The sequence below is a fragment of the Microcoleus sp. B6-A1 genome (genome assembly GCF_036705085.1).
GTDB lineage: Bacteria > Cyanobacteriota > Cyanobacteriia > Cyanobacteriales > Microcoleaceae > Microcoleus.
In genome coordinates, this window is record NZ_JAUBTU010000002.1 from 60,403 (window position 1) to 71,978 (window position 11,576).

Annotated in this window: 12 protein-coding genes; 5 read left to right on the top strand and 7 right to left on the bottom strand. The window is 43.3% G+C overall.

The window, feature by feature from the left end; genetic code table 11:
* Nucleotides 1-144: a hypothetical protein gene (locus QUB11_RS01055; RefSeq protein WP_333389445.1), complete on the bottom strand. Its 144-nt coding sequence runs from the start codon at nt 142-144 to the stop codon at nt 1-3.
* Here QUB11_RS01055 and QUB11_RS31220 point away from each other — a divergent pair.
* The gene (locus QUB11_RS31220) at nt 100-534 is read left to right on the top strand and encodes an SET domain-containing protein-lysine N-methyltransferase (protein WP_445300821.1); all 435 of its coding nucleotides are present in this window, start codon (nt 100-102) and stop codon (nt 532-534) included. The genes QUB11_RS01055 and QUB11_RS31220 overlap by 45 nt on opposite strands.
* A gap of 18 nt (nt 535-552) precedes the next feature.
* Here QUB11_RS31220 and QUB11_RS01060 read toward each other — a convergent pair whose 3' ends face one another.
* Together QUB11_RS01060 and dnaG are read right to left on the bottom strand one after the other, a co-directional pair.
* Complete coding sequence (locus tag QUB11_RS01060) at nt 553-855, bottom strand: hypothetical protein (protein WP_333199178.1); 303 nt, start codon at nt 853-855, stop codon at nt 553-555.
* Nucleotides 856-945: 90 nt separating this feature from the next.
* Nucleotides 946-2,973: a DNA primase gene (dnaG, locus tag QUB11_RS01065; RefSeq protein WP_333199180.1), complete on the bottom strand. Its 2,028-nt coding sequence runs from the start codon at nt 2,971-2,973 to the stop codon at nt 946-948.
* A 261-nt stretch (nt 2,974-3,234) separates the two neighbouring features.
* Between dnaG and QUB11_RS01070 the strand changes: the two genes are divergently transcribed.
* The 3 genes from QUB11_RS01070 to QUB11_RS01080 all read left to right on the top strand — a co-directional run bounded on the left by QUB11_RS01070 (nt 3,235) and on the right by QUB11_RS01080 (nt 7,518).
* A complete protein-coding gene (locus QUB11_RS01070; protein WP_333199182.1) occupies nt 3,235-4,170 on the top strand; it encodes an NAD-dependent epimerase/dehydratase family protein in 936 nt (311 codons plus the stop codon).
* A 159-nt stretch (nt 4,171-4,329) separates the two neighbouring features.
* A complete protein-coding gene (locus QUB11_RS01075) occupies nt 4,330-5,262 on the top strand; it encodes an Rpn family recombination-promoting nuclease/putative transposase (RefSeq protein WP_333199184.1) in 933 nt (310 codons plus the stop codon).
* 18 nt (nt 5,263-5,280) lie between these two features.
* Nucleotides 5,281-7,518 (top strand): tetratricopeptide repeat protein, encoded by a 2,238-nt coding sequence (locus tag QUB11_RS01080; protein ID WP_333199187.1) that lies wholly within the window; start codon nt 5,281-5,283, stop codon nt 7,516-7,518.
* A gap of 67 nt (nt 7,519-7,585) precedes the next feature.
* Here QUB11_RS01080 and QUB11_RS01085 read toward each other — a convergent pair whose 3' ends face one another.
* On the bottom strand, nt 7,586-8,323 hold the full coding sequence (locus QUB11_RS01085; RefSeq protein WP_333199190.1) for a hypothetical protein: 738 nt from the start codon (nt 8,321-8,323) through the stop codon (nt 7,586-7,588).
* Nucleotides 8,320-8,646, bottom strand: a complete 327-nt coding sequence (locus QUB11_RS01090; RefSeq protein ID WP_333121453.1) for an MgPME-cyclase complex family protein — start codon at nt 8,644-8,646, stop codon at nt 8,320-8,322. The genes QUB11_RS01085 and QUB11_RS01090 overlap by 4 nt, the downstream gene beginning before the upstream one ends.
* A gap of 285 nt (nt 8,647-8,931) precedes the next feature.
* On the opposite strand from QUB11_RS01090, the gene QUB11_RS01095 reads away from it, so the two are divergent.
* Nucleotides 8,932-9,552, top strand: coding sequence for a hypothetical protein (locus QUB11_RS01095; RefSeq protein WP_333154641.1), 621 nt, complete (start codon nt 8,932-8,934; stop codon nt 9,550-9,552).
* Between the two features lie 7 nt (nt 9,553-9,559).
* Here QUB11_RS01095 and QUB11_RS01100 read toward each other — a convergent pair whose 3' ends face one another.
* Both QUB11_RS01100 and QUB11_RS01105 read right to left on the bottom strand, forming a co-directional pair.
* Entirely contained in the window at nt 9,560-10,960 is a 1,401-nt protein-coding gene (locus tag QUB11_RS01100) for a hypothetical protein (RefSeq protein ID WP_333256230.1), read from the bottom strand.
* A gap of 26 nt (nt 10,961-10,986) precedes the next feature.
* Entirely contained in the window at nt 10,987-11,451 is a 465-nt protein-coding gene (locus QUB11_RS01105) for a hypothetical protein (protein ID WP_333199197.1), read from the bottom strand.
* Between the last annotated feature and the right edge of the window lie 125 nt (nt 11,452-11,576).

An 11,576-nucleotide genomic window follows, 5' to 3' on the forward strand; every position in this document is an offset into this window, starting at 1 on the left:
TTAAGAGTGAGGAAAATGGGTTTCGATAATTTCATCCAGCAAACAGAGAAAGGTAGAGGCGTTTTTGCCAGCCGAGGCTTCCGTAAAGGTGAGACCGTGGTGGTTGGACGGCGAGTCGATATCTTGCCCGAAAGAACTACTCACTCGATTCAGATGGACTTGGACCTGCATATAGAAATAGATGAACCGGGAGTATTGATTAATCATTCTTGTAGCCCAAACACAGGGGTTCGGAATAATCAATTCGGAGCATACGATTTCGTGGCATTGGTTGATATTCCTTCGGGAAGCGAGATTACATGGGATTACTCTACAACAGAGTACAGTTTCATTGACATTCCCAAATGTTGTTGTGGCTCCACCGAATGTCGATCGAAGCTCCTTGGATATAAATTTCTCCCTGACGAAATCAGGAAAACGTATGGTGAGTTTATCGCCGATTACCTCAGAGTAACGCCACCTGAAACGGAACTTCTCCCGCGTCCTCTTAAAGTTCCTAGTATTCCCCCCATCAGTAGGGCGATCGGGCTTTAGCCCCCGCCGGATACATGACTAGAATGTCAGCGAAACCGCCAGCAAATCGAAGGCTTTCTGCTGTAAAGGAGTTGCCGTCGTCAGGTCGAAACTAACTGAAACACGCGCTAGTTTAGGCTGCACTCGATTTTTAGCGATCGCCGATAAATTAGTCACTAACGTCCCAAAACTTTGAATGGGAAACTTCTCCAAAGTACGCTTTGTTGAAGCTTTCCGTTTCGCCGGAGTGGCAGACAAAACCTGGACAACCACCAAACCAGACTCCCAAGGATCTAACCACTCGTCATCCTCGAACAACAACGGTGCTAATGGCGATCGCATATCCCATCTAAGTTTGCTTCCATTTCCATCTTCTGGCTGTTTCGTTGGTAGCTGATTTTGGTTCGTAGTAGGGACTAAAGTCCTGAAATTCTAGAAATTTCCCCCCCAAGGTACGGAGGTTAAATCGTAAAAATTAACTTGACGCAGCCGCTCTAATTCCTTGAGCCATTCTTGTTCGGCACAGAATAGTTGGTGATATTCTATAGCCTCTTCGCCACTGCTAGCTGCCTTGGCTTTTTCCCACATATTGAGTGCAATTCGGCGGCGCTTCATGCTGATAATTTGCTCGATACAGGCGAGGGCCGATCTAATTACTAGAGGTGCACGATAAACGTTTCTTTCTGAGAACTCATTTAAGTGAAATAAATGCGATATTTGATTTAGTTGATTGGGATATTCAATGAAGCTATCTTGCAATTTCAATATTAACTCTGAAGGCGCTACTTGTAAAGACATTTTGTGCAATATTTCAGCATTCACAATCTGGTGCCACAAAAATCTGTGGTGAGAAAGGCTAAACTGCACGTCTCTAGCTTCTATTGCCTCTCTGACATCTTGGCGATATTCGGGACAGTGCAAATAAATCTGCAATAATTGCGCTTCTGCTTCTTCTAAAAGACTGCGGGCTACGGCAGATAAGCTTGATTTTGAGCTTTTGTTTTCGCCGCTTGCACGCTGCTTTTTATATTGTTTGTTCGGCTTCAGCTTGTTTCTAATTAACAGGGGCATTGTTAAAGATTCGTCTTGACTCTGCCGCTTTGCCCAATCGCTGACTACTTGATTGAGCAAGTTTTCAGCAATCATCTTTGTGAGTCTAAAATCTCCTTTACTGAGAATTTCGGCGCACTTTTGCAGGTAATGTGCTAGCTGATTGTCGTCAGTGATATTGGTTAATAAATTAATAATTTTTTTGGTGACTTGCTGGGAAGTATCGGCTTGCTTCAAATCTTGATTTACGAGCATTTGTTGCAGTTGCCAGTCGAGCCACAACGGAGCATTTTCCAGCAATTCTCGATATTGTTCTGGGGAGTAGGTTTTGAGATATTCGTCGGCATCTTTGCCGTCGGGAATATTGAGCACCCGCAGTTGGACTTCTCCTTGATAAGCGAGTTTTTCTATTTCTCCAATCGCGCGTTCTGCTGCTTGAGTTCCTGCTTTGTCGGCGTCGAAGTTGAGGATAATTTGTTTGGAGTCCGTGTACCGCAATAACTGCCGCACTTGGTTTAAACTTAAGGCTGTGCCGAGGGAAGCGACGGCGTTGGAGATGCCGGCGGCCTGAAGTGCGATCGCATCAAAGTACCCCTCTACAACCACTGCGCGATCGGCTTTGCTAATGGCTGTTTTCGCCGTATCTAAGGCGAATAAAGTTTTGCCTTTATCGAAGAGTTCTGTTTCGGGAGAATTGAGGTATTTCGGCTGTTCGTCGCCGAGAGCTCTGCCGCCGAAACCGATGACTCTGCCTTGGGTATCGCGAATGGGAATCATAATGCGATTGCGGAAGCGATCGTAATAACCGCTGCCGCCATTTTTTCGGGGTACAATTAATCCAGCTTGTTCTACTAATTGCGCCGGATAGTTTTTCTGTTCTACTAAATAACTGTAAAGTGCTTCCCAACCTTGGGGTGCATAACCTAATTGAAATTGTTGGATAGTTTCTTCGCTTAGCTGGCGCTCTGATTTGAGATATGCTAAGGGTTCTTCTCCTTGGGTTTGTCGCAAAGCGTGTTCGTAAAAGTTGGCTGTTAGTGCTGAGATTTCATAGAGTTGTTCCCGCAGAGAAATTTGCCGCTGCAATTCTTGTCGGTGTTCTGGTTCGACTGTTTTGACCGGGACTTGATAATTTTTAGCTAATTCTAATACTACTTCGCTGAAAGGGCGTTTCTCCAATTCCATGAGGAACTTAAAAGCATTGCCGCCTGCACCGCAGCCGAAACAATAATACATTTGTTTGCCGGGACTGACAGTAAAGCTGGGAGATTTTTCGTCGTGAAAGGGACACAAACCTACGAATTCTTTCCCGCGTTTCCGCAAGACGACGCGACCGGAAATAACGTCTACTATGTCGGCTCTTTGTTTTACTTCTTCGATTGTTTCTGGATGCAGCCGGGGAACTTGCATAGGGCTATTTTAGGCAAATTGAAATTATTGGAGAAGGAAAGCACTACACGGATGAGGACACGGATACACGGATGAATTATCTAGTCTGAGTGATTTCTCATGAGATTCAAAATCCCAGCCCCCTTAAAAAGGTGAAATAATCATTGTCAAAGTCACCCTTTTTAAGGGGGATTTAGGGGGATCTCCGGGGATAGAAAACACGCCCTAGGGCATAACTTTATTGTAAGATATTTACACTAACTGTAAGGAGCATCGAAAATAATGCGAATTTTAATGATGGGCGGTACTCGGTTTATCGGGGTTTATCTTACTAAGATTTTAGCAGCACAAGGACATGAAGTGGTGTTGTTTAACCGGGGCAACAAGCCTGTACCGGTTTCGGGCGTGAAACAGATTCAGGGCGATCGCACAAATGTTGAACAATTGCACGACAAGTTATCGACGGTCGAGTTTGACGCGGTTTTTGACAACAACGGCCGTGAACTCAGCGATACAAAGCCTTTAGCTGAAATATTTAAAGGGCGGGTGCAGCACTTTGTTTACATGAGCTCTGCGGGGGTTTATTTGAAATCGGATCAAATGCCTCATATTGAAGGGGACGCTACCGATCCTAAAAGCCGACATTTGGGTAAATGCGAAACCGAAACTTACTTGGCAGAGTCCGGTTTGCCTTGGACTTCGATTCGCCCGACTTACATTTACGGCCCTCAAAATTATAACGATTTAGAGGCTTGGTTTTTCGATCGCATTGTGCGCGATCGACCGATTCCGATTCCCGGTAACGGAATGCACTTCACGCAGTTGGGGCACTGTCAGGATTTGGCTAAAGCAATGGCGGCGGTTTTGGGCAACTCTAGGGCGATCGGGCAAATTTACAACGTTTCGGGCGATCGATTTGTCACCTTTGACGGTTTAGCCCGCGCCTGCATTCAAGCGGCCGGCAAATCCCCTGATGCTATTAAGATTGTACACTACGATCCGAAACAATTTGACTTCGGCAAAAAGAAAGCTTTTCCAATGAGATTGCAGCACTTTTTCGCTTCAGTTAATAAAGCTGTCACCGATCTTAACTGGCAGCCGGAATTTGACTTAGTTTCGGGATTAAAAGATTCTTTTCAGAATGATTATGTAGTTTCGGGGCGGGACAAAGCTGAGATAGATTTTTCAGTCGATGACGAGATTTTGAAAGCCGTTTAAAGTTAAGTTATAGTGGGAGCATCTTAATGTCCGAAAAAATCTAGAACCCCACCCTAACCCTCCCCTTAGTAAGGGGAGGGAACAAGAAAGAAAGCAAACAGACTGTCACAGTAAGGTTGGCAGCCGTGTTAAGTACAAATGTCGAAGGAGAAAAATAACATGAGATTTATCAATCCCAAAATTGATTTTGCCTTCAAAAAAATATTTGGCTCCGCCCAGAGTACCGACATTCTGATTAGTTTTTTGAATGCCCTACTCTATGAAGGGCGATCGATAATTGAAAGTTTAGAAATCCTTGACCCTTATCTTGGCCCTCAAATAGCGGGAGTAAAAAACAGCTACTTAGATGTCAAAGCGCTACTTAATGACGGCACATATGTGATTATCGAAATGCAAGTTTTGAAGGTACAGGCTTTTGGCAAGCGAGTTTTGTACAATGCAGCAAAAACCTATGCACTCCAATTAACAAGGGGAGAACTATACAAGCAACTGCGACCTGTGATTGCTTTGACTATCACTGATTTTGAAATGTTTCGTGGCGAGCAAGATGTGATTTCGCATTTTGTCTTCAAAGAAAGAACTCGCCTGTCTGATTATCTACAAAATGACATTGAGTTAGTATTTGTAGAGTTGCCAAAATTTAAGAAAGAATTGGATCGACTGGAAACTCTTACGGACAAGTGGATTTACTTTATCAAAACTACTGGCACTTTGGATGAAGTACCTCAAACAATGGTCACAGTCCCGGAAATTCAGAAAGCTTTTGAAATTGCCAATCAAGTTAGTTTGACACAGGAGGAATTTAACATATTACAACAGCAAGAGTTTTTTGCTCAAGATCAAGAGGGTTCAGTGGCTTTAGGTCGGGAAGAAGGCAGACAAGAAGGCAGACAAGAAGGCAGACAAGAAGGACAAGTAGGGTTAATTATGCGTTTGCTGAGTCGCTGTTTAGGTCAACTAGACCCCGACAGTCAAACCAAAGTTAGCAAATTGCCGATCGACAAATTAGAGAATCTTGCAGAAGCCATGTTAGATTTTTCTAATGCCGAAGATTTAACAGCTTGGTTGGAAGCTAATTCTCCAAAAGACTAGGAATATTAGGTAAATCTCATGCTTGGAATAACACTCGGCAATCGCTACAGTATTATCCGTCACTTGGGAGGCGGCGGATTTGCTCAAACTTATTTAGCTGAAGATAAGCAGCTACCTGGCAATCACCTCTGCGTCGTCAAGCAGCTTAAACCTCACGCAACTGATCCGGAAACTCTACAGGTAGCAAGACGTTTATTTGATACTGAAGCACAAGTTTTGTACAAGTTGGGAAATCACGATCGCATTCCCCGACTTTTTGCTTACTTTGAAGAAAATCAAGAATTTTATCTAGTTCAAGAATTTATAGAAGGCCACGATTTAAGTCAAGAAATTATACCCCCCCAAACCCCCCCTTACCAAGGGGGGGCTGGACTTGGCTCCCCCCCTTACCAAGGGGGGGCTGGACTTGGCTCCCCCCCTTACCAAGGGGGGGCTGGGGGGGGTTCCTCTTACCAAGGAGGGCCTGCGGGAGGTTCCCCTTACCAAGGAGGAACTGCGGGAGTCATGCAGGAAGATGCAGTCATTTGTATATTGCAAGAACTTCTAGAAATTTTAGACTTTGTACACCAGCAAAATGTGATTCACCGCGATGTCAATCCCCGCAATATCCTCCGCAGAGATAGAGACGGAAAATTAGTTTTAATTGACTTCGGCGCAGTCAAAGAAATTACTACTCAAATCACCAATCCTCAGCCCAAGAATAGCTTGAGTGTGAGCATCGGTACGCCCGGTTATATGCCCAGCGAACAAGCTCACGGCAACCCGAAACTCAGCAGCGATATCTATGCCGTCGGTGCGATCGCAATTCAGTTCCTCACTGGCATAAATCCTCACCAAATGCCAAAAAACCCCGATACAGAGGAAATTATTTGGCAGGACAAAACATCAGTCAGTCCTGAATTTGCGAAGATTTTAGATAAGATGGTAAAGTACGATTTTCGCCAACGTTATTCTAGTGCCGGCGAAACGCTGCAAGCTATTAAAGAATTGAAAAATTCTTTCAGCGGTACAGTTCCTGTATTGCCTCCGGTTGCTGCTGCGAAGGGGCCGCTCAAATCCCGAAAAAAACTGTATTTAAAAATATTGTCGATCGCCAGTTTAATTGGCATCAGTATTATAGCATCTATTTATGGTGTAAATACTTTTAATGCGGCCAATGCAACTGACCTGTACAACCGAGGTAATACTCTTTACAATTTAAGCCGATTTGAAGAAGCTCTGGCAGCTTACGAGCGAGCTATAAATCTCAGGCCGGACTACGCGGAAGTTTGGCAGGAAAAAGCCAAAACTTTATATGAATTGAAAAAATATCGAGAATCGCAGTCAGCTTATGATAAAGCCATAGAATTAAAGCCGGAATACTTGGAAGCTTGGACGGGACGCGGTTATGCTTTGGAGAAGTTGCAACAGTCTCAAGAGGCGATCGCATCTTTTGATAACGCTTTGAAAATCCAGCCCGACTATGCCGCAGCGTGGGAAGGCAGAGGCGATGTTCTCTTAGATTCGCAGCGGTACGAAGAAGCGATCGTCTCCTATGAAAAAGCTGTAAAATTTCAGCCCAATTTGTACGGTGCTTGGTACAATCGGGGACAAGCTCACCAAAAATTAAAACAGTACGATCGAGCCGTTGAATCATATCAAAAAGCAGTTGAAATCAAATTCGATAATTATGAAGCTTGGTACAATTTAGGCAATGTCTTCCTAGAAGTTAACAAAAACCAAGAAGCTTTTGAAGCCTACGAAAAAGCCGTGCGGTTTCAGCCCAAGTTTTATCAAGGCTGGTACAGTAAAGGCATCGCTTTGCTGAAAATGCGGAGGCATGAAGAAGCAGTAGAAGCTTATGAAAAAGCTGTCAAATTAAAACCTGATTATTATCAAGCATGGTACAATTTAGGTTGGTCATATCACGAATTACGCAGGTACGAACAAGCAATTGAGTGTTACAGCAGAGCCTTAGATTTAAACCCGAAAGAATATCAAGCGTGGTACAATAGAGGCAATGCTCAGTCCAATTTAAAGCGGTACGAAGATGCGCTAGTCTCTTACAATGAAGCCGTCTATGTCAAGCCTGACTACTCGGAAGCCTGGTACAGCCGAGGCAATGCACTGGTGGCAGTAAAAAGATACGAAGATGCGATCGCCTCCTATGACAAAGCAATTCGCTACAAACCCGATTACGGAGCGGCAATGGAAGCAAAAAAGCGGGCAGAAAGTCAGCTAGGAAGCAGCCCGCTAGAATCCGAACAACAACAATAATTGTTATTAGTTCCCTTAAGCGGACTTTGTTTGAAAAGAAGCAATTTGAATTGCCAAGTTTTATCTTTTAGCGAACAGCGGGAGCAATTACGGTAACTCGGCGGCTGTCTACTAACATCGGCCAAAAACCTCGATCGCTCAATGTTTTTACCGCAGCAGTAGCGGCGTTTTGATCCGTTGTATAAGCAACGAATAAAAAGGGACGCTGGCCGTAGGAAGCTAAGCCTACTTGCGTGCCTAATGCTTGCCTGACTTGGCCAGCTAATTCGGGTTGGTTGAAGTAATCGACTAACACTGCATAACCAGGGCCCAGGGGTTGGGGATTGAAGGCAAGATTGCCACTGGGAGAATTGGTGATTGGTTCAGAATCCGGCGCTGGCTGAGGGTTGTAGACTGGCAAATTTTGGGGTAGTGCCGCTGCGGGCGATCGTACTACGTAAGCTTGCAATCCGACAACATCTTCGATGTATTTAACCCAATCGCTGGCGATTTGCGAGTCGCGAAAGCCACCCACTCGCGTCACCGTGTCATTGATGTACTGACAAACTGTGTTGTTAGTATTTCCAGGGAATGAGCGTTTTGCTCTTTCTTGCTGTTCGGGTGTTGGGGTGACAATTAACAGTAGATATTCATCGGACTGGGGCGGTTGACAGCTCGACTGAGCTTTAACAGAACTCGATAAAACTGTCAAGACCAAAAGGGCGACCGAAGTAGCAGAAAATAGGGGTAGAGACAAAATTATTTTGTACAGTTTACCCCTAATTGTTGTTAGTTGTTGGGTCTGATATTTGGCTATTTTATTCATGCTGTCTGTAGGGATGCAAGGGCATCTGGAATAGTTGGTGATGGTGCTTGAAATTCACCTGTCAGTACATATTCTAATCGCAGTTTCAACCAGGTGATGAAGACTGGATCGGTAGAAATAATAGCGGCTGATGGCTGAGGGCATTTTGCTTTAACTTCTGCCATTGTCGGTGCTTCTAGGAAAGCGGGCTGTTTGACCAACCAGAAGTCTATTTGTTTTTCTTGTTCGTTGTAGTTGCGAGTTCTTTCTTTAAACACTTCATCTAGGGCTTCTTCTTCTAACAAAAAGCGTTGGCTGGCTAAAACGTAGTAGTAGGTTTGCATTTTTCTCGGTTGTTAGGGGTTGACGATTAGCGGTTAATGCCGCCTGTACCGACCAGTTTTGCTGGTCAGGGGCGGGTTTGCCGAGTTGCGGTCGTTGGAGAGTTCTAGACTCTTGTGCCGTTTACTTTACCTTATTTGCTGTCATTTTGGGTAGGTGTAGAGCTACGTAAAGGATAAATGTTGCAAAATTTACCCAAATAGCCAGTTACTGCTGCAAAACCAGCGCTCTCCCCATGTTATATTTGTTAGTACCCACTTACTTAACTCAAACACAGTGAGGTAAATATGGCTTTTAGCAATTATAAAACGATCGGGGCAGTTATCAAAGAATTTCAGACAATTTATACTGAAGCTAATTTTGTGATTGAAATTGCTTTCAGTGTCCCTGACTACTTTCGCGAAGACTTGCAAATCATGATGATGGAAGGAGTAGTCGATAACTCAGAATTTGCAGTTTGCGAAAATTTGATTTATCCCGTGCTAAAAGAAGTTTGGAAGTGCTATCGCAGTAAATTTGTTTTGTGGAGCCATGAAGCTCTCAACTATGACACTAAGTTGTCAGGTTTTCCTGAGTATATTTTGGCAAAACGTTCTCCTCTCGGCAAAGTTGTGTTTGACAAACCGTATTTGCTTTTAGTTGAAGCTAAGCAAGATAAATTTGAAGAAGGCTGGGCGCAGTGTATAGCAGAAATGATTGCAGCCCAGCGACTTAACGATGAACTTCAAGTTATTATTTTGGGTATTGTGTCTAATGGCAAAACCTGGCAATTTGGCAAGCTAGAAGGAAATGTTTTTACCAGAAATATCAATTTTTACAGCATTCAGGAACTAGATCAACTTTTTGGTGCTGTTAATTACATCTTTCAACAGTGTGAATCGCAGCTAAATCAATTGGTAGCTGTTTGATTTGTTGTTACTTTTTCCGCCAAAGCTGTCCTAACCAAATTAGTATAGCAGTAAATAACCCAGCGGCGAGTGCGGCACTCAAGCTAAAGGTAATCTTAATGGCAAAAGGCAACCAAGCGCATGGAATATGTAGAGTAGAAAGCGCCAAATCGAGCGGGGGATTTAAGAAGTTGTCATTTGGCTCAGTCGGTATTTCGATTGAGGCGACGATGGAGCCCACTGCTAGTCCAGCACCAATAATCCCAACAGTGTTTTGGAAAGTGCGATCGCGCTCAGCTTGTTCTATCTCTGTAATTGCCCGACTTGAGTTGATTAAGTCTTGCAGTAATTGTGAGCCTAGACTGAAAGAAGCATAGTCTTTTTGCACTTGTAACTGGTATTTTTTCTCTACATCTTCGCTGAATTTTTCCAGGAATTTTAGATCGCAGGGGAGGATTTGAGCGATCGTGTTTTGTAAGTTTGGGGTTGGGATTTGATTTAGGCGATCGCCAATAGTACCGATCCGTCTACTATAGTTGATGGCGTTAATTTCAATAGTGCGAATTTGAGCATCTAGATAATGTAATTTTGTGGTATACTTAGGTAATAGATTTTGGGCATCAACAACGGTTTTGCGGAGTTTTTTGAGATTTTGACTGTAGATGTTTCCTACGAGTTGGTTAATATCTCTGAAATCTTTTTTTAGTTGTTGTTTCAGATAGCGACTTTGAGCATAAGCCCAGAAAACTTTATGGCGATAGCAAAATAAGGGCAGCAGTTTAGTGTTAAAATCTTCCCAAACTGTTTTGGCAGCATCACTGCTCGGCATTACGGCAATGATGAGATGGATATTCTCTTGTAGTTGTTGAATAGTGCGTGGTGTAGAATCCTGTGTTGACTCCTGCATCAGCAGTTGGTACCGTGAAAGCTCAAATATACTCCCTCCCAGAAAAGACCCTTTACCTGGGAAATCTCGTTCCCATTGCAAGCCGATATTTAAGGATTCACAGCATTTTTTAGCAACTTCTTCTGGACTAATGTTTTGGTTGTCCATCTCAGTTACAATCAGCCAGGTTTGCCCGATATTTGGGTCCTGATTATTTAGCTTTTCCTTGATTTTAGCTTGAAATTGGGCAAGACAACTGACTGGGTGAGGAGTCCTATCTTCCTTAAAAGAACAACCCAAAAGTAATCCATAGGTATCGTTCAAGCGGACGGGTAAATAATAGCCTTCAAATGGTTTGTCGCCGTCAGTAAAACCCTCAAACCTATTTGTCAGCAGTTCCAGGTATTCGGATTCAAAAACAGAATCGTTGCCAAATAGGGACGAGCGAATATTTGTCGGTAGTTTAGCCGCAAAACTTTTCTGATTTGCTGTTAAGGATTGGGCATCTTCACCCAATCCTTCCCGCAGGTCATAAAGAAACATAAATAAGTTAGGGTAGACGAGGTTTATCATTTATTGAAAGTTGTTTTAACGAAATCTTTGAGTTTTTCCAAAGGCAATTTTTTGCTGGCTTCTACTGGGTTCAAAGTTTTCAGAACTTCGGTACTCATGTTGAGAATTTCGTTACTTTGAGAGTCTTGAACTGGCTTGGGTTTACCAGCACGTTTTTCCAGTTTATTCCCAACTGTTAATATCTGTTCTAGTTCAGCTTCAGTGGGTAGTAGTCCAGAGGGTATTTTACCATCTACGGCTTCTACTAAAGCTATTGCCACTTGATATTGCTGATTTAAAGAATCATTCGCCTCAACCACCTTCCTCAATCCTTTTTCGATGGTATCCCAAGCTTTAGGATTAGCATCTAACTGTTTACCTACCTTATTTAGGGCCGCTTGTTCAGTCGGACTCAGGGGTTCATCTAAGTTGCTCAGAGCTATCAACAACGCTAGTAAAGTGGTGTCAATGGATGCAGTCATAAAAATATTTTGTGGATATTACCAGTATATACAGCAAGTCAAAATCGCTGTAATGTAGTCTACACAAAGAAAAACATTAAATCCGGAAGAAACTAATTTGCTTGTGTATAGTCAGAAAAGACACT